18 protein-coding genes are annotated in these 22,592 nt (G+C 71.5%); 5 read left to right on the top strand and 13 right to left on the bottom strand.

The features are described 5' to 3' along the window. The coding region (locus tag ACQB60_RS13495) for a hypothetical protein (protein ID WP_496926156.1) at positions 1 to 227 on the top strand (227 nt) is incomplete at its 5' end. A 148-nt stretch (positions 228 to 375) separates the two neighbouring features. Here the strand turns inward: ACQB60_RS13495 and ACQB60_RS13490 are convergent. Continuing rightward, positions 376 to 1,383, bottom strand: a complete 1,008-nt coding sequence (locus tag ACQB60_RS13490; RefSeq protein ID WP_496926155.1) for a stage II sporulation protein M — start codon at positions 1,381 to 1,383, stop codon at positions 376 to 378. A gap of 89 nt (positions 1,384 to 1,472) precedes the next feature. Between ACQB60_RS13490 and ACQB60_RS13485 the strand changes: the two genes are divergently transcribed. Next, on the top strand, positions 1,473 to 2,468 hold the full coding sequence (locus ACQB60_RS13485; RefSeq protein ID WP_496926154.1) for an RDD family protein: 996 nt from the start codon (positions 1,473 to 1,475) through the stop codon (positions 2,466 to 2,468). Positions 2,469 to 2,511: 43 nt separating this feature from the next. Here ACQB60_RS13485 and ACQB60_RS13480 read toward each other — a convergent pair whose 3' ends face one another. Together ACQB60_RS13480 and ahcY are read right to left on the bottom strand one after the other, a co-directional pair. Next, on the bottom strand, positions 2,512 to 3,165 hold the full coding sequence (locus ACQB60_RS13480) for a hypothetical protein (RefSeq protein ID WP_496926153.1): 654 nt from the start codon (positions 3,163 to 3,165) through the stop codon (positions 2,512 to 2,514). Positions 3,166 to 3,273: 108 nt separating this feature from the next. Further along, on the bottom strand, positions 3,274 to 4,728 hold the full coding sequence (gene ahcY / locus ACQB60_RS13475) for an adenosylhomocysteinase (protein WP_496926182.1): 1,455 nt from the start codon (positions 4,726 to 4,728) through the stop codon (positions 3,274 to 3,276). Positions 4,729 to 5,083: 355 nt separating this feature from the next. On the opposite strand from ahcY, the gene ACQB60_RS13470 reads away from it, so the two are divergent. Beyond that, entirely contained in the window at positions 5,084 to 7,144 is a 2,061-nt protein-coding gene (locus ACQB60_RS13470) for a fructose-specific PTS transporter subunit EIIC (protein ID WP_496926152.1), read from the top strand. 86 nt (positions 7,145 to 7,230) lie between these two features. On the opposite strand, the gene ACQB60_RS13465 is transcribed toward ACQB60_RS13470, so the two are convergent. The 7 genes from ACQB60_RS13465 to ACQB60_RS13435 all read right to left on the bottom strand — a co-directional run bounded on the left by ACQB60_RS13465 (position 7,231) and on the right by ACQB60_RS13435 (position 14,890). After that, positions 7,231 to 8,196, bottom strand: coding sequence for a cation diffusion facilitator family transporter (locus tag ACQB60_RS13465; protein ID WP_496926151.1), 966 nt, complete (start codon positions 8,194 to 8,196; stop codon positions 7,231 to 7,233). A gap of 108 nt (positions 8,197 to 8,304) precedes the next feature. Beyond that, complete coding sequence (manA, locus tag ACQB60_RS13460; RefSeq protein ID WP_496926150.1) at positions 8,305 to 9,459, bottom strand: mannose-6-phosphate isomerase, class I; 1,155 nt, start codon at positions 9,457 to 9,459, stop codon at positions 8,305 to 8,307. 45 nt (positions 9,460 to 9,504) lie between these two features. After that, the gene (locus ACQB60_RS13455; RefSeq protein WP_496926149.1) at positions 9,505 to 10,695 is read right to left on the bottom strand and encodes an SIS domain-containing protein; all 1,191 of its coding nucleotides are present in this window, start codon (positions 10,693 to 10,695) and stop codon (positions 9,505 to 9,507) included. 62 nt (positions 10,696 to 10,757) lie between these two features. Continuing rightward, positions 10,758 to 10,934, bottom strand: a complete 177-nt coding sequence (locus tag ACQB60_RS13450; protein WP_098242904.1) for a Trm112 family protein — start codon at positions 10,932 to 10,934, stop codon at positions 10,758 to 10,760. Positions 10,935 to 11,122: 188 nt separating this feature from the next. Continuing rightward, positions 11,123 to 12,487 (bottom strand): phosphomannomutase/phosphoglucomutase, encoded by a 1,365-nt coding sequence (locus ACQB60_RS13445; protein WP_496926148.1) that lies wholly within the window; start codon positions 12,485 to 12,487, stop codon positions 11,123 to 11,125. Positions 12,488 to 12,638: 151 nt separating this feature from the next. Next, entirely contained in the window at positions 12,639 to 14,255 is a 1,617-nt protein-coding gene (locus ACQB60_RS13440; protein WP_496926147.1) for an L-lactate permease, read from the bottom strand. A gap of 209 nt (positions 14,256 to 14,464) precedes the next feature. Then, positions 14,465 to 14,890, bottom strand: coding sequence for a DUF3499 domain-containing protein (locus ACQB60_RS13435; RefSeq protein WP_496926146.1), 426 nt, complete (start codon positions 14,888 to 14,890; stop codon positions 14,465 to 14,467). A 273-nt stretch (positions 14,891 to 15,163) separates the two neighbouring features. Here ACQB60_RS13435 and ACQB60_RS13430 point away from each other — a divergent pair, with 273 nt between their 5' ends. Further along, positions 15,164 to 15,622: a metallopeptidase family protein gene (locus ACQB60_RS13430; RefSeq protein WP_496926145.1), complete on the top strand. Its 459-nt coding sequence runs from the start codon at positions 15,164 to 15,166 to the stop codon at positions 15,620 to 15,622. A gap of 61 nt (positions 15,623 to 15,683) precedes the next feature. Here ACQB60_RS13430 and ACQB60_RS13425 read toward each other — a convergent pair whose 3' ends face one another. The 3 genes from ACQB60_RS13425 to ACQB60_RS13415 form a co-directional block, all read right to left on the bottom strand. Beyond that, positions 15,684 to 17,183, bottom strand: a complete 1,500-nt coding sequence (locus tag ACQB60_RS13425; protein WP_496926144.1) for a DUF5719 family protein — start codon at positions 17,181 to 17,183, stop codon at positions 15,684 to 15,686. Further along, positions 17,180 to 20,875, bottom strand: coding sequence for a glycosyltransferase family 2 protein (locus ACQB60_RS13420; protein ID WP_496926143.1), 3,696 nt, complete (start codon positions 20,873 to 20,875; stop codon positions 17,180 to 17,182). Before ACQB60_RS13420 ends, ACQB60_RS13425 begins: the two co-directional genes overlap by 4 nt. Positions 20,876 to 21,137: 262 nt before the next feature. After that, entirely contained in the window at positions 21,138 to 21,401 is a 264-nt protein-coding gene (locus ACQB60_RS13415; protein ID WP_016642094.1) for a WhiB family transcriptional regulator, read from the bottom strand. Positions 21,402 to 22,078: 677 nt separating this feature from the next. On the opposite strand from ACQB60_RS13415, the gene ACQB60_RS13410 reads away from it, so the two are divergent. Beyond that, complete coding sequence (locus ACQB60_RS13410) at positions 22,079 to 22,582, top strand: cysteine dioxygenase (protein ID WP_496926142.1); 504 nt, start codon at positions 22,079 to 22,081, stop codon at positions 22,580 to 22,582. Positions 22,583 to 22,592: the final 10 nt, after the last annotated feature.

Below are 22,592 nucleotides of genomic sequence, written 5' to 3'. Positions count from 1 at the left end.
CCTTTGTACTCACCCTCTCGGGCTTTCCTCCGGGCGCTTCCCTTCGGTATTTCGTGTTTCCAACCTTACCAGATCCGTTTTCCGTTCCGTTTCCGGTTCGGAGTTTCATTTCCGGTGGCCGTTGGAGGGCCTTTGCCTTTCGGCTGATCCGACTTTATCAGAAGTTTTCGGCCGGACTGACCGGCTTGGAATTTCCGATTTATCGGGAGTGGCTTCTCGATCGATGAAATTCAAGAAGCAGGCAGATGTTAAACCCTTGCCGCTGAACTTGTCCAGTTCTAGGCAACTGTTCGAATCTACCTCCCCAGTTGGTCCGTGTCAACGGCTTTCTTGGGGCGAGGAGGACAGTAGCAGGTCAGAGGGTTCCGACGCACATCACGCTGCGGTCGGGAGCACAGCGCTGCGTTCCTTGCTCTCGAGGTCGCCGGTTTCACCGGTGCGTGCCGCTCGGCCGCCCAGGACGTAGACGTACGTGAGGAAGGCGAGCTCGGCGGCGATGCCGATGCCGATGCGGGCCCAGGTGGGGAGGCCGGAGGGGGTGACGAAGCCTTCGATGGCGCCGGAGACGAAGAGGACGAGGGCCAGGCCGATGGCCATGCCCAGGGCTGCGCGGCCTTCTTCCGCCAGGGCTGTGCGACGCGTGCGCGGGCCTGGATCAATGACGGTCCAGCCGAGCCGCAGGCCCGTACCCGCGGCTACGAAGACCGCGGTCAGCTCGAGGAGGCCGTGCGGGAGGACGAGGCCGAGGAAGGTATCGAGGCGGCCGGCCGAAGACATCAGGCCGATGCCGACGCCCAGGTTGAGCATGTTCTGGAAGAGGATCCAGATGACGGGGAAGCACAAGAAGCCGCCCAGGACGAGGCACATCGCGGCTGCCTGGGCGTTGTTCGTCCACACCTGAGCGGCGAAGGACGCCGCGGGGTGGCTCGAGTAGTACGTCTCGTACTCACCACCGGGGCGGGTGAGGTCGCGTAGTTCGGAGGGGGCTCCGATCGACGACTGCACCTCGGGGTGGGTGCCGATCCACCAGCCGAGCAGGGCCGCGAGGGCCGTGGAGAGCAGTGCGGTGGGTACCCACCAATGACGTGAGCGGTAGACCGCAGCGGGGAAGCTGTGCGTGAGGAAGCGGGTGACGTCGCGCCAGGAGGCACGGCGGGTTCCTGTCACGGCGCTACGCGCGCGGGCCACGAGGTTGGTGAGGCGGCCCGTCAGCTGAGGGTCCGGGGTCGTGGACTGGATCAGCGAGAGGTGGGTGGCTGCACGTTGGTAGAGAGCGACGAGTTCGTCCGCTTCGGCACCGGTGAGGCGGCGCTGGCGGCGCAGCAGGGCGTCCAGTCGGTCCCACTCGGCTCGGTGGGCGGACACGAAGACATCGAGGTCCATCAGCTGGCTGCTCCTCGTACTGCGGCGCGATGCGTTCTCAGCTTGGCAGACTGGCTGTTCCAAGAGCAGGGCAGGGAAGGGTGGCGGGCGTGAGCGGGCTGGTTACAGGTGAGGCGGTGGCGCTGGAGCTGCGGCCCGCGAAGCTGCCGAGCCGGATGCTCTCCGTGGTCATCGATTTGGCAGCGGCCTTCGCGGTCTATCTCGCGGTGACTGTGGGGATCGTGGCTTCGACGGCTTCCCTGGACGACGCCGCGGCCGCTGCGGTCGCCGTGGCCACCTTCCTGTTGGTGCTGGTCGGTGGGCCGATCGCGGTGGAGACGCTGAGTCATGGCCGGTCGCTGGGAAAGCTGGCGTGCGGGCTGCGGGTGGTGCGGGACGACGGCGGGCCTATCCGTTTTCGGCATGCGCTGGTGCGGGGCGCCGTCGGTGTGGTCGAGATCCTGCTGACTTTCGGGGTCGTCGCGTGCATCGCGTCGCTGGTCTCGGCGCGCGGGCGGCGGCTCGGTGATGTGTTCGCGGGGACGCTGGTCGTACGGGAGCGGGTGCCCGCCGGGCGGGCCGCCTTCGTCCCGCCTCCCCCGCCCTGGCTCGCCGGGCGGTTCTCGGGGCTCGATCTGTCCGGGGTGCCGGAGGGTCTGTGGCTGGCGATCCGCCAATATCTGACGCGGATGGGGCAGTTGGATCCGCAGGTGGGTTGGGGGATGGCAGAGCGGCTCGCGGCCGACCTGGCGGCCCGGACGGGAACTCCGGCGCCTCCCGGGGTGCCTCCCGCCGCGTATCTGGCGGCTGTGGTGCAGGAGCGTCAGACGCGCGACGCGCGAAGGGCCTTTGGTGGGGCGGTAGTTGGTGCCGCGCCAGCGGCGGGTACGGCCGGTGGTGGTGCTCCTGTCGGGCCGCCGGTGCCGTCTGCGGGCGTGCCGGGGGTGCTGCCTCCGGCGGGGTGGGCGCAGCAGCCGGTGGAGCAGGCTCCCGTGCAGCCGTCCGTGGCCGGGGAGGGAGCGGCCGGGGGCGGGCGCGCGCCTGGGAGCGGTGGGGGTGCGGAGAGGGCCGGGCGGCCTTCGACGGGGTTCGCGCCGCCTGGTTAGAACGCCCGGAGCAGGTGCGGGAGTTGGGTGGCCGGGCCGGCCGTCAGGTGAAGGCGCTGGGCGGGGATTCGAGGTTCTCGAGCTCGATGCCGGGGGCGGCGAGGACCACGTCGCCGCTGATGTGGATCGTGTGCTGCTCGCCCGTTTCCAGGTCGCTGACCTGGTATTCGTCCACGGTCAGCGGGCCGTTGTCAGTGGCGTGTGCTTCTCTCTTCAGCAGGCTCCAGGACTGGTCGAGGGTGCGGGGGGCCAGGACCGGATCCGTGAAGGCGACCAGGCGTACGCGGGTCGTGGGGGACGGTGCGGGCGGCTGGTGGGCCGCGGGGGAATCGGAGGTGTGGGGGGTGAGGCGCAGGAGCCGGGCTGTCGCGACGAGGAACGCCGGGGAGGTGCCAGTGAAGGCGTGGGCGCGCACATTACCTTCGGTGGCGTGCTCTCCCGTGGGGTCGGTGCGCACCCAGGTGACGCCGTCGAGGGCGGCGCCGCGGACCTGCCAGTCGGCGGCGTGGAGTTCGAGGCGGATGGGGCGGCCGCGGTCGTCGAGGGCCAGGTCGACGGAGCCGGTGGGGTTGCCGGAGGGGGTGGTCCGCTGGGCGACGTAGCGCCAGCCGGAGGGGCCGGGCGCGCAGTGGAAGTGCTCTTCGCCGAGGGGGGTGTGATCGTGCGGATCGTGAAGCGAATATCGGCCGCGGGGCATGGGGATCAAGGTCCTCGGTCTGGTGCTGGGGCCGCCCTGACGGGGGCAGGCCCCCGCCGCGGGGGCGAGGGCCTGCTCAAGTGCGGCTGACGGCCGGTGAGTTGTCCGTCAGTAGCGGTAGTGGTCGGGCTTGTACGGGCCCTCGACCTCGACGCCGATGTAGGCGGCCTGCTCGGGACGGAGCGTGGTGAGCTTGACGCCGAGCGCGTCCAGGTGGAGGCGCGCCACCTTCTCGTCCAGGTGCTTGGGCAGCACGTACACGCCCGTCGGGTACTCGTCCTGCTTGGTGAACAGCTCGATCTGGGCCAGCGTCTGGTCCGCGAACGAGTTGGACATCACGAACGAGGGGTGGCCGGTGGCGTTGCCCAGGTTCAGCAGACGGCCCTCGGACAGCACGATCAGGACCTTGCCGTCGGGGAACGTCCACGTGTGGACCTGCGGCTTGACCTCGTCCTTGACGATGCCCGGGATCTTCGCGAGCCCGGCCATGTCGATCTCGTTGTCGAAGTGACCGATGTTGCCCACGATGGCCTGGTGCTTCATCTTGGCCATGTCCGAGGCCATGATGATGTCCTTGTTACCCGTCGTGGTGACGAAGATGTCGGCCTTGTCGACGACCTCGTCGAGCGTGGTGACCTGGTAGCCGTCCATCGCCGCCTGCAGCGCGCAGATCGGGTCGACCTCCGTGACGATCACACGGGCACCCTGGCCGCGCAGCGACTCCGCGCACCCCTTGCCCACATCCCCATAACCGAGGACGACGGCCGTCTTGCCGCCGATGAGGACGTCCGTGGCGCGGTTGATGCCATCGACCAGCGAGTGCCGGCAGCCGTACTTGTTGTCGAACTTCGACTTCGTCACCGCGTCATTGACGTTGATCGCCGGGAACAGCAGCGTGCCGTCGCGGTGCATCTCGTACAGGCGGTGGACACCGGTCGTGGTCTCCTCCGTCACGCCGCGGATCTCCGAGGCGAGCTGGGTCCACTTCTGCGAGCCCTCGCTGATGGTGCGGTTGAGGACCTGCAGGATGACGCGGTGCTCGTCGTTCTCCGCGGTGTCGACCGAGGGGACCTTGCCGGCCTTCTCGTACTCGACGCCCTTGTGGACGAGGAGAGTGGCGTCGCCACCGTCGTCAAGAATCATGTTCGGGCCGCCGGTGGGCGTGTTCGGCCAGGTCAGCGCCTGCTCCGTGCACCACCAGTACTCCTCCAGCGTCTCGCCCTTCCAGGCGAAGACCGGGATGCCCTGGGGGTTGTCCGGCGTCCCGTTCGGACCGACCGCGATGGCCGCGGCCGCGTGGTCCTGGGTCGAGAAGATGTTGCAGGAGACCCAGCGGACCTCGGCGCCCAGGGCGACCAGGGTCTCGATGAGCACGGCGGTCTGCACAGTCATGTGCAGCGAGCCCATGATGCGGGCCCCGGCCAGCGGCTGGGCCGCGGCGAACTCCTTGCGGATGGCCATCAGGCCGGGCATCTCGTGCTCGGCGAGAGTGATCTCCTTGCGGCCGAACTCGGCCAGGGAGAGGTCGGCGACCTTGAAGTCCTGATTGGCGACAGACGACATGTAGAGCTGCTCCTCGTGGATGGGTCGAGGGTGGGCATGGCTGATCTGCGGCGCCGGTCGCATGGATGCGACGGTGCCCGCAGCGCAGTCCGTCGGAGGCCCTCTCTCCCTCGGCCGGTCCGGAACGGACCGCCCGACCGCCATCAGCAGCGACGTCTGGCACTGTCACGAATCTACACCGATTGGCCCAGCAGACCACACCGCGTGTCAGGCCAACAGAACATTGCCGGATAGGTCTTCAGACCCGTACAAACCGGGACCTTTGCGCTTTTGATCCTGTCCTTATGTGTTGCAGGATGCCTTGAGATCGGGAACATTTGCGCGATCTTGTTGGCGAAGGCGTTAGGAGACCCACGTGACCAGTCCGGTCGATCCCCCGATAGGCGGGGCCAGCAGCGGGCAGAAGCCGCTGAAGCTGGTCGCGGTGACCGCCTGCCCCACCGGCATCGCCCACACGTACATGGCCGCGGAGAAGCTCCAGCAGGCGGCCGACGGCCTCGGCGTCGGCATGAAGGTGGAGACCCAGGGCTCCATCGGGGCCGAGAATGTCTTGGCTGACAACGATGTCAAAGACGCCGACGGCGTCATCATCGCGGCGGACAAGGAAGTCGACCTCGACCGCTTCGGCGGGAAGCGGGTGCTGCGGGTCGGTGTCGCCGAGGGCATTCACCACCCCGAGCAGCTCATCGAGCGGGTGCAGAGCTCGCCGGTGCTCGCCGCCGGTACCTCCCCGTCCGCGGGCGGCGGGGGCGGCAAGGAGCGCAGCCAGGCGTACAAGGCGCTGATGAACGGCGTCTCGTACATGATCCCGTTCGTCGTGGTCGGCGGTCTGCTGCTCGCCGTCTCGCTCTCGCTCGGCGGTCATGCCGACGCCAAGGGCGGCCTGGTCATCCCCGAAGAGTCCTTCTGGTGGTACGTCAACCAGCTGGGCGTCACCGGCTTCAAGCTGATGCTGCCGATCTTCTCCGGCTACATCGCGTACGCCCTGGCCGACCGGCCGGCGCTGGTGCCCGGCATGATCGGCGGCTTCCTCGCCTCGGACGCCGTGGGCATCTACAAGGCCGACGCCAACGCGGGCTTCCTCGGCGCGATCGTCACCGGCTTCCTGGCCGGTTACCTGGTCCTGGGGCTGAAGAAGGTCAAGGTCCCCAAGTTCGTCCAGCCGATCATGCCGATCATTGTCCTGCCGATCGTCTCCACGCTGGTGCTGGGGCTCTTCTACATCTATGTGATCGGGCAGCCGATCTCCTGGGTGTTCACCCACCTCACCAACTGGCTGAACGGGATGACCGGTTCGAGCGCCATCGTGCTCGGCATCATCATCGGCCTGATGATCTCCTTCGACATGGGCGGCCCGGTCAACAAGACGGCCTTCCTCGTCAGTGCCGGTCTGATCGGCACCAACAACGACGTCATGGGCATGGCCGCCGCCGCCATCCCGGTCATGCCGCTCGGCCAGGGCCTGGCGACGCTGCTGCGCAAGAAGCTCTACAGCAAGCAGGAGCAGGAGACCGGTCTCGCCGCCCTGTTCATGGGCTTCTTCGGCATCTCGGAAGGTGCGATCCCGTTCGCGGCCGCACGGCCGGCCCAGGTGATCCCGGCGAACATGCTGGGCGGCGCGGTCGCCGGTGCGATCGCGGGTGTGGCCGGGGTCGAGGACTCGGTGCCGCACGGCGGTCCGATCGTCTCGCTGTTCGGCGCGATCAGCGGCGTCGCGATGTTCTTCGTCGCCATCGCGGCCGGTGTCGTGGTCACGGCCTTCACGACCAACGCGCTCATCGAGTTCCAGCAGCGCCGCAAGGGCGAAACCGCCCCCGCGGCGACGCCCGCCCCGGAGCCCGTCCTCGCCGGTGTGGGAGCCGGAGCCGCCACGGGTGCCGGAGCCGCCACGGCGACCGCTCCTGCCCCCTCCCCCGCCCCGCAGCAGGCCCCCGCGGACGCGGCCCCCGCCCCCGAGGACGAGGTCCTCTCCGGCTATCTCACCGAGCAGACCGTCGAGGTCGGCCTCGACGCCCAGGACAAGGAGGCGGCCATCCGCGAGCTGGCCGGGCTGCTCGCCTCCACGGGCAAGGTGAACGACGTCGAGGAGCTCGTACAGACGGCGCTGCGCCGCGAGGCACAGGGCACCACGGGGCTCGGCGAGGAGATCGCCATCCCGCACGCCAAGACCGATGCGGTGACCTCTCCGGTGGTCGGCTTCGCGCGGTCCGCGGAGGGCATCGAGTGGGGTTCCCTGGACGGCACGAAGGCCAAGCTGATCTTCATGATCTCGGTGCCGGAGGCCGCCGCGGGCGATGAGCACCTGCGGATCCTCGCGCTCCTGTCGCGGAAGCTGATGGACACCGGCTTCCGGGAGCGCCTGGAGGCGGCGCCCGACGAGGCCGCGATCCTCGACGTCCTGCGCGAGGTCCGGTAACGACGGCCCGTTCTCCGTCAGTACGCCGATGGGCCCCGCACCTTCGCTGGTGCGGGGCCCATCGGCGTACGGCGGAAGGGAGTTGCTCAGTGGCCGTCGCCGCCCGGGGCCTTGGCCGGGTTGGTGCCCGCGGCGGCCGCGGACTCGCTGTAGATGTCCGGCTCCAGGTAGATCACGCGGGCGATCGGGACCGCGGCGCGGATGCGCTCCTCCGCGGCGTTGATCGCGGCGGCGACCTCGGCGGCCGTGTCGTCGTGCTGGACGGCGATCTTGGCGGCGACGAGGAGCTCCTCGGGGCCGAGGTGGAGGGTGCGCATGTGGATGACGCTGGTCACGGTGTCGCCGTCGACCACGGCCTTCTCGATCTTCGCGACCTCGTCGGCGCCCGCGGCCTCGCCGAGCAGCAGGGACTTGGTCTCGGCGGCGAGGACGATCGCGATCAGGATGAGCAGGATGCCGATGCAGAGGGTGCCGATGCCGTCCCAGACGCCGTTGTCGGTGGCGAGGGCCAGGCCGACGCCGCCGAGGGCGAGGACCAGGCCGACGAGGGCGCCGAGGTCCTCCAGGAGGACGACGGGCAGCTCGGGCGCCTTGGCGCGGCGGACGAACTGCGTCCAGGTGAGCTTGCCGCGCGTCTCGTTGGACTCCTTGATGGCCGTACGGAACGAGAAGCTCTCCGCGATGATCGCGAACACCAGGACGCCCACCGGCCAGTACCAGTGCTCCAGTGAGTGCGGGTGCTTGATCTTCTCGTAGCCCTCGTAGATCGCGAACATGCCGCCGACCGAGAAGAGCACGATCGAGACGAGGAAGGCGTAGATGTAGCGCTCGCGCCCGTACCCGAAGGGGTGTTGGGGCGTCGCCTCGCGCTGGGCCTTCTTGCCGCCGAGCAGGAGCAGGCCCTGGTTGCCGGAGTCGGCGAGCGAGTGCACGCTCTCGGCGAGCATCGATGACGAGCCGCTGAAGAGGAACGCCACGAACTTCGACACCGCGATCGCGAGGTTGGCGGCCAGTGCCGCCACGATCGCCTTTGTTCCGCCTGACGCGCTCATGAGTGTCGGGGTCCCTTCGCCTGCCTGCGTACGTTCGTCCGTCAGCGCCCGGGCTTTGCCCGGGCTTTGCGGTGGGCCATTGTTGCAGTACGAGGCTCGTGGGGCGCTTCAGGCCACCACAGTGGCCCGGAATACCGTGCCGACCCCGGACACTTCGGCCCTTTCGCCGGCCGGGACGAAGGCCGACTGGCCGGGTTCGAGGGTGAGGTCGCCCGCGCGGACGGAGCCCGCGGTGCAGAGCAGGATCTGCGGGGTCGCCGCGGTCAGGTCCTGCGGGGCGCTCGCGGCCTCGGGCAGGACGAAGCGGGAGAGGCGGAACTCGTCGATGGGGGTCTCGTAGACCTCCTCGCCGGAGGGGGACGCCTCGGGGCGCAGGACGCCCGGGTCGGTGGCCTCGAAGCGGACGATGCGCAGCAGTTCCGGCACGTCGACGTGTTTCGGGGTGAGGCCGCAGCGCAGGACGTTGTCCGAGTTCGCCATGATCTCGACGCCGAGGCCGTTCAGGTAGGCGTGCGGGACGCCGGCGCCGAGGAAGAGGGCCTCGCCGGGCTGCAGCGTCACGTAGTTGAGCAGCATCGCGGCGATGACGCCCGGGTCGCCCGGGTAGTGGTGGGCGATTCCGGCGTACGCCGTGTAGTCGCCGCCGAGGCGCTCGGCGGCCGCGACGACATCGCTGACCGTGGCGGCCATCTGCTCGGGATCGGCGGTGAGCACGGCCGTCAACACCTCGCGCAGGGCGGCCTCTTCGGGGCGGGCGCGCAGCAGGTCGGCGTAGGGCTTGAGGGAGTCGACGCCGAGTCCTTCGAGGAGTTCGGCGGCGGCGTCGGGGGCGCGGAAGCCGCAGAGGCCCTCGAAGGGGGTGAGGGCGCAGATGAGTTCGGGCTTGTGGTTGGCGTCCTTGTAGTTGCGGTTCGGGGCGTCGAGGGGGACGCCGCGGCGCTCCTCGTCCTCGTAACCCTCCTTCGCCTGGGCGAGGTTGGGGTGCACCTGGAGGGAGAGGGGGGCTCCGGCGGCGAGGAGCTTGAGCAGGAAGGGCAGGCGGGGGCCGAACTTGGCGACGGCGGCGGGGCCGAGCTCGCGCTCGGGGGCCGCGTCGATGGCCTCGTTCAGCGCGCCCCGGTCGGTGCGGGAGGGTGCGCCGGGGTGGGCGCCCATCCACATCTCGGCCTGCGGTTCGCCGGTGGGCTCGACGCCGAGGAGCTGGGGGATGGCGGTGGTGGAGCCCCAGGCGTAGGGGCGGATGGTGTTGGTGAGGCGGTCCACGGAGGGGGCTCCCTTACTGCGTACGCGGGTGCGGTGCTGCGTGAGTCATGATCGGTCCCCCGGGGCGAGCGTCAGGTAAACGGCCGCGAAATCCGTGATGGCGATCAGCTCGGCGAGCATCTCCAGCTCGCCGCCGTCCTCCGGCTCGAGCTCGCTGAGCGGGACGTCGTGGCCGTGGGCCAGCTCGCGGGCGGCCGGGGCGGCGGTGAGGCCGCCGGCGTCGACCGGTGTGTCGCGCAGCAGCACGACGCGGGCGCGCAGGGACTGCGGCTCCTCGACGCGGTCGCGGAAGAAGTCGTCCTCGCTGGTGTCCCCGGCGAGTTCGCCCGCCAGGAGCGCGGCGTGCGCGGGCAGGGCCTCGGGGAGCTCGGCGGCGAGCGCGGGGCGGCCCGCCAGCTCGGCGAGGGTGGCGGCGAAGCGGCGGCCCACGGGGCCGGCGGTCGGCCCTTCCGTCCAGATCAGCGGGAGGGTGTCTGCGAGTTCGGCGGCGAGGGTCTTCGCGGGGTTGCTGTACGTCGCGATGACGGGGCCGCAGCGCTCGGCGACGTGGTCGAGGCGGTCGGCGACCTTCTGGAGGGTGTCCACGGGGGCGCTGATCAGGCCCGTGCGGTCGAGGAGCACAAGGAGAGGGGTGGCGAGGGCCCAGAGGGTGGCGGGCGCCGCGGCGGCGGAGACGGTGTCTTCGGAGGGGGCGCCGCCGCCTGCGGATGCCGGGGTTCCGTCCGCTCCCAGCGGGCCGTGCGGGGACAGCGCCATGGGGATCGTGAGGCCGTGCGAGCCGTTCACTTCCCCGGCCAGGGGCGAGCGGGCGGGGGCCACCGCGACGACGGTGCAGCCGCGGCGGTACGCCTGCTCGGCGAGGAGGGTGAGGCCGGGTTCCGTGCCGTCCGGGGTGGCGATGAGGAGCAGGTCCACGGGGCCCGCCCAGCCGGGCAGCGCCCAGCGCAGGGCGCCCGCCGCGGGGGCGACGCCGGTCGGTGCGAGGCGGACGACGGGGCAGACGGCGCCCGCGAGGGTGCCGAGGAGGTCGGCGACGCAGCTCGCGGCGGCGCCGGGGCCCGCGATGAGGAGGGAGCGGGGGCGGCCGTCGGGCTTGAGGTCCGTGAGCCCCGCCTCTGCGGAGTGCCGGACGGCGGTCCGTACCCGGGCGCCGGCCTCGGCGGCGCCGCGCAGCAGTCCGTGGCGGTCGGCCTGGGCGAGCGCCTCGGGGGCGTCCAGCAGCGATTCGTCGAGCATGGGGCGTCAGCCTCCGATCGCCGTGCGCGGGTGGGTCTGTGCTCGGGGTCCGAGGTGCCGCGTTACGCGGGGCGGCGGGCCTCGTCGACGAGGAGGACGGGGATGCCGTCGCGGACCGGGTAGGCGAGGCCGCACTCCTTGGCGTCCGCGGTGCAGATCAGCTCGGTGTCCGTCTCCTTGAGGGGGGCGTGGCAGGCCGGGCAGGCGAGGATCTCCAGGAGGCCGGCTTCGAGCGGCATGGGGTGGGTCCCTTCGAGCTGGTGGGGTGGGGGTGCGGCCTGGTCAGCCTACCGCCGTGAGGGGCTTGGTGCGGGGGCGGGCGGTCCGGGGCCGGGGCCCACGAGAACGCCCGCCCTACGCGCGCGTGGGTGCGGGTTCCGAGGTCGCCGCCGCCCACGCGCGTGGGTGCCCTGGGGCACCCGTGGGCTCACGCCCTGATGATCGCCAGGGCTTCGTCGCGGACCGTGGCCATGGTGGCCTCGTCGCGCGCCTCCACGTTCAGGCGCAGCAGCGGCTCGGTGTTGGAGGCGCGGACGTTGAACCACCAGTCGGCGGCGGTGACGGTGAGGCCGTCCAGCTCGTCGAGGGTCACGCCGTCCTGGCCCTCGTAGGTGGACTTGATCGCGGCCAGGCGGGCCGTCTGGTCGTCGACGGTGGAGTTGATCTCTCCGGAGCCCGCGTAGCGGTCGTACTGCGCGACCAGCTGGGAGAGCGGGCCGTCCTGGCCGCCGAGGGCCGCCAGGACGTGCAGGGCGGCCAGCATGCCCGTGTCCGCGTTCCAGAAGTCGCGGAAGTAGTAGTGCGCGGAGTGCTCGCCGCCGAAGATCGCGCCCGTCTTGGCCATCTCCTCCTTGATGAAGGAGTGACCCACGCGCGTGCGGACCGGGCTGCCGCCGTTCTCCTTGACGACCTCGGGGACCGACCACGACGTGATCAGGTTGTGGATGACCGTTCCCTTGCCGCCGTGCTTGGCCAGCTCGCGGGAGGCGACCAAAGCGGTGATCGCCGACGGGGAGACCGGGTCCCCGCTCTCATCGACCACGAAGCAGCGGTCCGCGTCCCCGTCGAAGGCGATGCCGAGGTCGGCGCCCTCGGTGCGGACGCGCTCCTGGAGGTCGACGATGTTCTTCGGGTCCAGGGGGTTGGCCTCGTGGTGGGGGAATGTGCCGTCCAGCTCGAAGTACATCGGCACGACGTCCAGGGGCAGCCCCTCGAAGACCGTGGGCACCGTGTGCCCTCCCATGCCGTTGCCCGCGTCCACGACGACCTTCAGGGGGCGGATCGAGGTGAGGTCGACGAGGGAGCGCAGGTGTGCCGCGTAGTCCTTGAGGGTGTCGCGCCGGGTGAGGGTGCCGGCGGTGGCGGCGGGCTCGGGGGCGCCCGTCTGCGACCAGCCCTCCACGAGGGTGCGGATCTCGGCGAGGCCGGTGTCCTGGCCGACCGGGGCGGCGCCCGCACGGCACATCTTGATGCCGTTGTACTGCGCGGGGTTGTGCGACGCCGTGAACATCGCGCCCGGGAGATTCAGCGCCCCCGAGGCGTAGTACAGCTGGTCCGTCGAGCACAGGCCGATCTCGGTGACGTCCACGCCGCGGGCGGCGGCCCCGCGCGCGAAGGCGCGGGAGAGGCCCGGCGACGAGGGGCGCATGTCGTGGCCGACGACGATCGCGGTGGCGTCCGTCACCTGTGCGAAGGCGGCGCCGAACAACTCGGCCAGCGGCTCGTCCCATTGGTCCGGGACCACCCCGCGCACGTCGTACGCCTTGACGATCTGTGACAGATCAGCAGTCACGGCCAACCCTCTCTGCAGGTTCTGCGAGCTCAGCGAAAGAATCTCGTCGGTCACCCCAAACTACCCGCAACGCCTGGCAGTCAGGTGCGTGCCGTCCCTGGTCCGACCCTGGTACGGCCCCCATCCGCCCCTGATGCCCGCCCGCGTTCCGTCACGGCAGCATCCAGCCCAGGACGGCCGAGCTCTGCGCCACCACGATCAGGCACATCACCAGGAGCAGACCGAGGCTCCACGGCAGCACCTTGCGCAGCAGATCGCCTTCCTTGCCCGCGAGTCCGACGGCCGCGCACGCGATGGTCAGGTTCTGCGGGGAGATCATCTTGCCGAGGACGCCGCCGGAGCTGTTGGCGGCCGCGAGCAGTTCCGGGGAGAGCCCCGACTGCCGTGCCGCGGTCACCTGGAGCGAGCCGAACAGCGCGTTGGCCGAGGTGTCCGAGCCCGACACCGCGACCCCGAACCAGCCGAGGACCGGCGACAAGAAGGCGAGCCCCGCACCCGCGGCGGCCACGAAGTGCCCGATGGTGGCGGCCTGTCCGGAGAGGTTCATGACGTACGCGAGGGCGAGCACGGAGGTCACCGTGAGGATGGCGAACCGCAGTTCGTGCACGGTGGCGAGCCACTCGCGCACCGCCACGCGCGCGTGCACGCCGATCACGAATGCCGTGCCCACTCCGGCGAGCAGCACCAGGGTCCCGCCGGTGGCGACGAGCGGCAGCGCGAAGACGTTGCCGCCCACCGGCTTCCCGTCCGGGTCCGCGACGTTCAGGAAGGGCCAGTCGAAGGTCCGCGTCGCCTTCGCCAACAGGTCCTTGACCGCCGGGATTTGAGCGAGGGAGAAGATCGCGACGATGAGCGCGTACGGGGCGTAGGCGCGCAGCACCTCGGGGCGGGTGTCCTCCTGGTCGAGGTCTTCACTTCGTACGCCGGTGAGGACCGCCGCGCGGACGGGTTCGGTCGCGGGCTTGCGCGCCTGCGGCACCGCCATGAGCGCGCCCGCGCCCGCGAGCGCCGCCCCGATGTCGGCGAGCTGCACCGAGACGTAGTTGGAGGCCGCGAACTGCACGGCGGCGAAGGCGATTCCGCAGGCGAGCGCGGGCGCCCAGGTGTCCCGCAGGCCCCGCCGCCCGTCCACCAGGCCCACCAGGAGCAGCGGCACGACGAGGGCGAGCAGCGGGGTCTGGCGGCCCACCACGGAGGCGACGGAGTCGAGGGGCAGCCCGGTGACCTGGGCGAGCGTGACGACGGGGGTGCCCATGGCGCCGAAGGCGACCGGTGCGGTGTTGGCGACGAGGGCGACGACCGCGGCCCGCACCGGGTCGAAGCCGAGCGCGACCAGCATCACCGAGCAGATCGCCACGGGCGCCCCGAATCCGGCGAGTGCCTCGAGGAGCGCCCCGAAGCAGAACGCGACGACGAGGGCCTGCACGCGCGGGTCGTCGGAGAGCCGCCCGAAGGAGCGGCGCAGGATGTCGAAGTGCCGGGTGCGGACCGTCATCCGGTACACCCACAGGGCGTTGACGACGATCCACAGGATGGGGAAGAGGCCGAAGAGGGCCCCTTGCGCGGCACTGGAGGCGGTCTGGCCGAGCGGCATGCCGTACGCGAGCCAGGCGACCAGGGCCGCGACCGCGAGGCCGATGAGCCCCGCCTTGTGCGCCTGCAGCCGGACGGCGCCGAGCAGGACGAGGACGGTGACGAGGGGCAGGGTGGCGACGAGGGCGGACAGGCCGAGCGAGTCGGCCACGGGCTCCAGTTGCTGCACAAACACAGGGGCCTCCCCGGTTTCCGTGATGCGGAAAGTGATCTCTCACGGGCGGGGGAATCGTCGGCTCCGCAACGACGGCACGTCAATGGGCCGTACAGGAGTGAACAAAATGTTCGGGAGTGAACAACAGGGCTCTACGGAGAGGGTGTTGCGACAGGGGCCTACGAAGAGGGGGTGCGGCAACAGCAACAGGGCTCTACGAAGAGGTCGGTTCAGGACTCCGGAGAGCGCAGCACCCGCAGGTGGCCGCGGCGTGCGACCTCCATGGGGTCCGCCGAGCGGCCTCCGCTGCCGCCCGCCTCGGCCGCGCGCTCCTGGGGGCGGGCCGCCTCGCGCACCGCGTTGGCGAGCGCTTCGAGGTCGTCACCGCTGGGGCGGGCCGGGGCCGAGCCGTCGGTGAGCCGGACGACCTCCCAGCCGCGCGGGGCGGTGAGGCGCTCGGAGTGCTCGGCGCACAGGTCGTAGCAGTGGGGTTCGGCGTAGGTGGCGAGGGGGCCGAGGACCGCGGTCGAGTCGGCGTAGACGTACGTCAGCGTCGCGACGGCGGGACGGCCGCAAGCGGTGCGCGAACAGCGACGTACAGGGCTCACGACGTTGGACGGTACCGCACTCTTGAGCGGGCCGCGACGACTCTCCACCAGGTCACTCCCCCGTGTCGTGGTGTGATCTCGCACACGGTGCACGCTCCGCGCACCTCGCTGACCTGCGGTGTCTCAAGTGACCACCGGGACAGGTGGTGTTGAATCCGGTCACCACTCGGTGCATTTCCCGTCATTCGCAGCGTGATCGACGGTCTTCGGAAGACCGCGAAACGGCCTCAAGAGTCGGCGGAACGGTCATCCGGCGACATGCCGTGCGCCGTACGGAAGGCGTACGGAAACGCGGATCTCGGGGACTACGCTGCATCAGTGATGGACGACCCCGTACCGCCCCGATCCGCAGAGCCGAGGCCCCGCCGCCGCGACCGGCACGGCCGGGGCATGCGCGGCCCCGTGGCCCCGCCCCAGGTGCCCCTCTCGGCGAGCCGCGCCGATGCCTTCACGGACCTGGTGCAGGACTCCGTGGAGCGGCTCGAGCGGCGCTGGCCGCAGCTCGCCGAGATCGACTTCCTGGTGCTCGAGGTCCCGCCCCTGCAGTCGGCCGACGACGCGGCCGGGAGCCTGGGGGACGAGGTCATCCCGCTGGGCGGCACCATCACCGCCTCCGAAGGGCGGCCCGCGCGCGTGGTGATCTACCGGCGCCCGGTCGAGATCCGCACCAAGGGGCGGGACGAGCGGGCGGCCCTGGTCCACGAGGTGGTCGTCGAGCAGGTCGCCGAACTCCTCGGCCTCTCACCGGAGTCGGTGGACCCGCGCTACGGCGAGGACTGACCTCCCGGCACCCGCAGGCGGGCCGCCACACACAGGCGAGCCGCCACGCGCGTGTGCCCGCCTACTTCTCCAGCACCGTGAGGTCCTGCTCCGCCTCCGGCACCGCGACCGTCCCCCGGTCGTCCGGGAGCGTCTGCACGGTGAACATCGGCACCCCGTGGGTGTCGTCGCCCCCGAGCCGCAGCATCCGCGAGCCGTAGACGGGGCCGCCCGACACCGGCTCGACCGTGAGGGCGTACGCCCCCTTGAGCCCGGCCGGCACCGGGGGCTCGACCGCCAGCGTCGTACCGCCCTTGATCTTGTACGTCTTCGTGGCGGGCGTGCCGCCTTCGGTGCCCGCCGACGCCGTGACCTTCACCTGCGCGGACTTGCCCGGCGCGGTCAGGGAGAGCGTCGAGCCCTTGGCGCGGTTGTCGGCGACCGTCGCGCGCGCGCCCACCGCGTTCACCGCCGGGATGAAGGCCGTCTCCTGCTTGTCGCCCTTGCCCCGGGTGACCCGCAGCGCGGCCACCACCGGAACCGAGTCCTCCGAGGGCGTCAGGACCAGCGAACCCGCCTCTCCCCGGGTGACGTTCCCGAGGTCGACGGCGGCCGTCATGCCGGACTTCACGTGCAGGGAGGCGTGGCCCGCGGGGCTGATCAGGCCGTTCGGAGAGGCCAGTTGGACCTTCAGGTCGGCGTCGTCGGAGCCGGGGGCGAAGGCGACCAGGCGCGCCGACGTGGCGTCCTCGGGGATGCCCGGCAGGACCAGGCTGTCCGCGGGGTCGGCCGCGGCGGGCAGCCAGTCGCCGCCCAGCTTGTCGTCCGAGGACTGGATGGCGGCCGCCACCCGGCCGCTGCGCGCGGTGACGTGGACCGTGAGGTTGGTCTGCGGCTTGTCGGTGAGCGTGGAGAGCAGCACCGGGACGCTGGAGTGGGCCTTGACCTGGATCGCCTCCCCCACCTCGGACTTGATGGGGCCGTCGGGGCCGTAGAGCTCGATGTCGACGACGGCCGCGGAGTCGTCCGGGTTGGTCAGGTGGACGTAGTCGTCGCGCTCCTTGGCGGTGCTGGCGGCCGGGAACCAGAAGTCCGTGTCGGGGGCGGAGCAGGTGAGGCCGTGGGCGCCGCGGCCGCTGCCCGCCGTGATCTTGCTGGTCTGCTGAACGGTCCACCCGGGGGCGAGCTTTCCGTCCGCGGTGCCGATGAGCGCGGGCGACTCGGCGCCCGACTCCTCGCCCGCGACGGGCTTGCCCGGTGTCTTCGAGGACAGGAAGGGCTTGGCGCCCTTCTCCTTGTCCTTGTCCGGAGCGTCCGTCAACTGCTTCACGGAGGGCAGCAGTTCGGCCTTTCCGGAGCCGCCGGAGCCCTTGGAGACGGGCGTGAAGCCGGTGTACGAGGTCTCGGCGAGGTCCGAGGTGCTGGGCGCGGGGCAGAGCAGGCTGGTGCGCTCCACGGGCAGCCGCGCGGCCTCCTTGGCGCCGTCGTCACCCGTGCCGTCCGGGGTGTTGAACGCGGCGAATCCGGTGACGGCGACGAGTGCGGCCACGCCGGCGATCAGGGACTGGGTGGTGCGGTTCACTGCTGGCTCCCGTCGGGACGCTCACTGTCGCTGCCGTGCGGGGGCTGCGGGGGCAGGGGCGGCATCGGAGGGTCCTGCGGGGGCTGCGCGGGCTGCTGGGGGGCGTACGCGGAGTCGTAGCCCTGGCCGTACTGCTGCGCGTCTCCGTAGGCCGCGTCCGCGCCGCCGTACGAGGCGTACGGGTCGTACTGGCCGCCCTGGTAGGGATCGGCCTGGTACGACTGCTGGTCGTAGCTGCCCGGCTGCTGTCCTGCCGGGTACTGCGCGCCCTGGTACTGCTGCTCGCCGCCGTAGGTGCCGTACTCGGCGCCCGCGTGGGCGGGCGCCTCCCACTCGCCGTACGACTGCTGCTGCGGCAGGCCCGCGAGGGCTTCCTCCTGGGACGGTGCCGTCGTCGTGCCGTCCGCCGCGGCGGACGCCTGGGCCTGCTGTTCGCTCTGGGCCCGCAGCCTGCGCGCCCTGCGGCCCTCGCCCGCGACCGCCTGGGCGGGCACGACGGGCTCTTCGGGGAGGTCGTCGTCGACGTCGCGGCGGCGTCCGGGCAGCGCGAGCACGACCAGGACCACGGCGAGCGCGCCCTGGGCCCACAGCCATCCGGTGTGGGAGGCCGGGGCCTCGTACGTGACGTCCAACCGGCCGCCCGAAGCGGGCAGTTCGAAGCCCTGCGCCCAGCCGTCCAGGGTGGTCCTGGTGAGCGCGCGGCCGTCGAGCGTGGCCGTCCAGCCCTCGTCCGCGGCGTCGGCGAGGCGCAGGACGCGGCCCTCGGTGCCGGACGGGATCTTCGTGTGCAGCTCGACGGGGCCTGCCGCGACCGGGGCGGGGTCGCCGCTCTTGGGGACGATCGCCGCGCGCGCGACCTGCCGGTCCACGCGCCACAGCGCGCTGCCGTCCTCCTGGCTGAGCCGCGAGAGGCCCGGCGTCGCGTCCAGGACGCGGCTCATCTGCCGGGGCGCCCCGTCCCGTACGAGGACGTAGCGCACCGCGAAGCCGCCCAGCTGGTCCGCCTGGTCGGCGCCGGAACCGGCGACGAGGCGCGCGACGGCCCTGTCCAGGCGCTTGTTGGAGCCGGCGGCCGCGGCCAGTTCGGCGTCGCCGAGGCGGGCGCCGGAGCCGCGCACGAGGGTGTACGAGACCTTGGCGGCCCGGTCGCTGTCGAGCACGAGGGTGCGGGCCTGGTCCTGGGTGCTGCTCTCCTCCGCGACGAACGCGGGGACCTGGACCGGGTCCCGGCGCTCCAGCGGGCCGTCACCGCCGCGGATCATCCACCCGGCTGCGACGAGCAGCGGGCCCGCGGCCGCCGCGAACGCGATGAGCGCGGCCACCGGCTGCCGCCATCCGAAGCTCTGCTCGGCCACCCGCGCGCGGGCGCCGTCGGCCCCCAGGGCGGCGGCCGCGAGCAGCGCGATGCCGTAGCCGAGGGTCGCGGGTCCGGCCCACACCGAGTCGTTCGACAGCGCGGCGAAGAACAGCGAGACGAGCGCGACCGTCCACGCCGTGCGGATCGCCAGCTGCCGCTCGCTGCGCAGCAGTGCGGCGAGGGCGGCGAGCACGATCCCGATGAGCAGCAGGCCGTGCACGGTCCCGGAGCCACCGGGGCTGCCGCCGAGCAGGTCGAGGGCGGACGCCGCCCCCGCCTCGTACGTGAGCCCGGCCTCGCGGAAGAACCCGAAGGGCAGCAGTGTCAGCGACCACGGGGCGAGGATCAGCAGCGGGGTGCCGAGCGCGGCCAGGAAGCGCGGCCCGTAAGCGCGGATGTCGCTCCGGCGCAGCGCGAGGAGGGCGAGGCCGAGAACCAGGGCGATGGGCCACACGATCGGCGTGAAGGCCGTCGCGAGCGTCAGGAGCAGGGCGTACGCCCACGTGGCGCGCCAGCTGCCGCGCGTGCCCTCGGCGGCGCCGAGCCCGGCGGCCGCGGTGCCCGCGCGCGCCATGAGCGGCAGCAGGACGGCGAGGACGGCGGTGCCGATGCGCCCGCCCGCGAGCGCGCCGGTGGCGGCGGGCAGGAAGGCGTACGCGACGGACGCCCAGGCCCGCAGGAGCCGCGACTCCACCAGCGGCCGCGAGGCGAAGTACGCGGCGAACCCGGCCAGCGGCACGGAGCCGACAAGGAGGACCGTGACCGCGAGTCCGGTGGAGCCGAACATCAGCGTGGACAGGCCCGCGACGAGCGCCAGGTACGGCGGCGCCGACTGGGTGCCGCCGGTTCCCACGGGGTGCCACCCGTCCGCGTAACGCCCCCACAAGGAGCTCGCGTCGGCGGGGGCGGGCAGCAGGGAGCCGCCCGCGAGGGCGCCGCTGCCGAGCAGTTCACGGCAGGCGATGAGCGCGGCGAACAGCAGCACTACGAAGAGCATCGGTCCGGGCTTGCGGGCCATGCGCTTCAGGCGGGCGAACTGCTCGACCTCCAGGAAGTCCGCGTCGTCCCCACCGGGCCCCGACTCGACCGCTCCGTGGCGGCCCGCCGAGGAGACCTCCGGGTCGGAGCGGCCCACAAGATTGCCGGCGACCTGCTCGACGGTGGCGCGCACGGTGGCGCCGGGGGGCGGGAAGAGCGGCCTCAACTCGCCCTTCTCCAGCACGGACTTGCCGCGCTTGCTGCGGGCGGCGACGATCCGCCCCGGCCGCAGCAGGGTGGCCAGGAGTCCGGTGACCTCGTCGACGGCCTGTCCCGGCGCCTTGCCGACGAGGTAGGCGAGGGTGCGCAGGAGCGTGCCGACGACGAGCCGGAACAGCACCCAAGGGAGCGTGGCCGCGCGCGCGTTGACCAGCAGGGTGTAGGCGGCGCCGGCCTTGTCGACCTTGTGCGGGGACGCCGAGGTGCGGCCCACGCAGTCCACCGCGCGGCGCTCGCGGGAGGCCGCCTCGGCGTGCCGGACGACGGCGTCGGGGGCGACCAGGACGCGGTGTCCGGCGGCCTGGGCGCGCCAGCACAGGTCCACGTCGTCCCGCATCAGGGGCAGGCGGCGGTCGAACCCGCCGAGCCGCTCGAAGACTTCGCGCCGGATCAGCATCCCGGCGGTGGACACGGAGAGCACGGGCCGCACGTGGTCGTGCTGGCCCTGGTCCTGCTCGCGGCGGTCCAGGCCGGTCCAGCGGCGGCCGCTGTTGGCGATGGAGACGCCGACTTCGAGGAGCTGCCTGCGGTCGTACCAGCCGCGGAGCTTGGGGCCGACGATCGCGACGTCCCGGCCGAGCTCCCGCTCGGTCTCGACGGCGCGCAGCAGCTCGGCGAGGGCGGTGGGCTCGGGCGCGCAGTCGTCGTGCAGCAGCCAGAGCCACTGCTCGGGCTCGCCGTGGGGCAGCTCCGGCATGTCGTACGCGTCGTCGCGCCAGGAGCGGCTGACGGGGTCCCAGCCGCTGGGGCGCTTCAGGTACGGCAGCTCTTCCGGCGTCAGGACGGCGGCGGTGCGGGCCGCCTCGTCCACGGCGGTGCCGAAGCCGGAGCGGCGCGCGAGGTGCAGGACGCGGTCGGCGCCGAGGGCCTCGGTGACCAGCCGGGCGGAGTCGTCCGCGCTGCCGGTGTCGGCGGCGACGGCGCTCTGCACGGGGCGCTCCTGGCCGAGCAGTCCGGCGAGGGCGTCGGGCAGCCAGCGGGCACCGTCGTGGGAGACGAGCACGGCGGTCACGACATGCCGCGGAAACTCAGGGGCGGCAGCGTCGTGGTGGGCTGCCGAATGGCTCTGCACGGACATCGAGGTACGGGCCCCGGTTCGGTGGACTGCGGTGGACTCCCGCGACCGCTGGAGGCGGTGGGGCGTCTCGGACGGGGCCCCACACTAACGGCTGGCAACAACGCGGCCCGCCGCCTGTGGATAACCCTTGGGCGACGGGCCGTTCCATACGTAGGGGTGTGTGCCGTTTGGTCGGGCGGCACTCGAAATGGGACGCGTGGATGCGCACAACGGTACGTACGCACGCGCGCGGGCGCGCGCTTCGGTGCGGTGGTGCGGGGGGTCAGACAGCGGCCTTCTTCAGGCGGCGGCGTTCTCGCTCCGAGAGACCGCCCCAGATGCCGAACCTCTCGTCGTTCGCCAGCGCGTACTCGAGGCATTCCGAGCGGACCTCGCAGGCGAGGCAGACCTTCTTGGCCTCGCGGGTGGAGCCGCCCTTCTCAGGGAAGAAGGACTCGGGGTCGGTCTGGGCGCACAGTGCGCGCTCCTGCCAGCCGAGTTCCTCGTCCGCGTCCTCGACCAGCAGTTCCTGAACCAGCTCGGTCATGTGCGCCCCTCGTCTGTCCGTGCGTCCCCGTGATGCTGCCGTTACCGATTTCGGCTGAACGACACGAGTGAAATTACAAGTGTGCCGATCCGGGCCAGTCAAGCCGAGATCTGCTATTGGGCCCCTTATTCACTCTGCGGAACCAAGGCTTTGCGGAAAGTGTTCAAATCGGCATAAACCGTGACACTTGCCAGTGGCCCAGCCCGACGCACGCCGCTCACATGGAGAGACGCCGCGCACTTCGATCTCGTTGCGGGATGCCCGCCGAAGCGAACCGGATCACATTCGGGTCACGGGATCGCATCGGCGTTTACGCGCCGGTTGAAGCGCCATGTGTCCCGTGCGTTGACTGCACAAACCTTTCGCCTCACAGAACAACCGGATGAGGTGAAACATATCTCACATAGCGGACATTGGGTTGACACCAAAGGTGTGAGCCGCTGTCCTGGTGGGCATGCTCGCGAACTTGGCTCTCTCGACGAACCGCACCAGCGGTGCCGTCGGTGCTGCCCACGCGCGCTGTCGCTGTTCCTGTTCCAGCTGTTGAGCGACCCGTCTCCAGCTGTTGAACCCCCGAGCCCGCCGAGGCTCCGCTTTTCCAGCGTCTCCCGCGTTTCCCTCGCTCCACCTTCCCTTTGCGACACCCCAGCTCTCACACGTTGAGGAACCACCGCACCATGAACAGCGACAGCGACCTCCAGATCGCCGGCGACATCCTCGAAGTCCCGCACCTCCTGCAGCCCGCGCGCGAACACCCCGCCACCGTGGCCGAGTTCGCCGGGCTCGCCCGCTCCATCGCCGCCGACCGCTCCCAGTGGGCCCACCTCGTCGAGTACGACGCGACGAGCCGCTGGTACCACCGCCTGCGCACCGGGCCCGGCTACGAGGTGTGGCTGCTCTCCTGGGTGCCCGGGCAGGGCAGCGGGCCACACGACCACGGGCCGTCCTCCGGTGTGCTGACGCTCCTGGAGGGTGAGTTGACGGAACGCACGGAGCGCGCGGCGCGGACGCTGCGCGCCGGAGCGCAGCGCGTCTTCGCACCCGGCTATGTCCACGACGTCGTCAACGACTCCCTCGAACCAGCCGTCAGCCTGCACATCTACTACCCGGGCCTGACCGAGATGCCGATGCACACGGCGCGCTGCGAGGCGCCCGCAGCGGCGGATCCCGTGACCGCCTGACGCACTGTCG

The sequence above is a fragment of the Streptomyces odontotermitis genome (assembly GCF_050510915.1).
GTDB lineage: Bacteria > Actinomycetota > Actinomycetes > Streptomycetales > Streptomycetaceae > Streptomyces.
The sequence above is the reverse complement of the archived record's forward strand: the minus strand, read 5'-3'. Positions and strand labels throughout refer to the sequence as shown.

Bases quoted from the DNA above. Each gene is read 5' to 3' on its own strand.
- ACQB60_RS13490 (WP_496926155.1), bottom strand. From the start codon at position 1,383: ATGGACCTCGATGTCTTCGTGTCCGCCCACCGAGCCGAGTGGGACCGA.
- ACQB60_RS13480 (WP_496926153.1), bottom strand. From the start codon at position 3,165: ATGCCCCGCGGCCGATATTCGCTTCACGATCCGCACGATCACACCCCC.
- ahcY (WP_496926182.1), bottom strand. From the start codon at position 4,728: ATGTCGTCTGTCGCCAATCAGGACTTCAAGGTCGCCGACCTCTCCCTG.
- ACQB60_RS13465 (WP_496926151.1), bottom strand. From the start codon at position 8,196: ATGAGCGCGTCAGGCGGAACAAAGGCGATCGTGGCGGCACTGGCCGCC.
- ACQB60_RS13455 (WP_496926149.1), bottom strand. From the start codon at position 10,695: ATGCTCGACGAATCGCTGCTGGACGCCCCCGAGGCGCTCGCCCAGGCC.
- ACQB60_RS13450 (WP_098242904.1), bottom strand. From the start codon at position 10,934: ATGCCGCTCGAAGCCGGCCTCCTGGAGATCCTCGCCTGCCCGGCCTGC.
- ACQB60_RS13430 (WP_496926145.1), top strand. From the start codon at position 15,164: ATGGACGACCCCGTACCGCCCCGATCCGCAGAGCCGAGGCCCCGCCGC.
- ACQB60_RS13420 (WP_496926143.1), bottom strand. From the start codon at position 20,875: ATGTCCGTGCAGAGCCATTCGGCAGCCCACCACGACGCTGCCGCCCCT.
- ACQB60_RS13415 (WP_016642094.1), bottom strand. From the start codon at position 21,401: ATGACCGAGCTGGTTCAGGAACTGCTGGTCGAGGACGCGGACGAGGAA.
- ACQB60_RS13410 (WP_496926142.1), top strand. From the start codon at position 22,079: ATGAACAGCGACAGCGACCTCCAGATCGCCGGCGACATCCTCGAAGTC.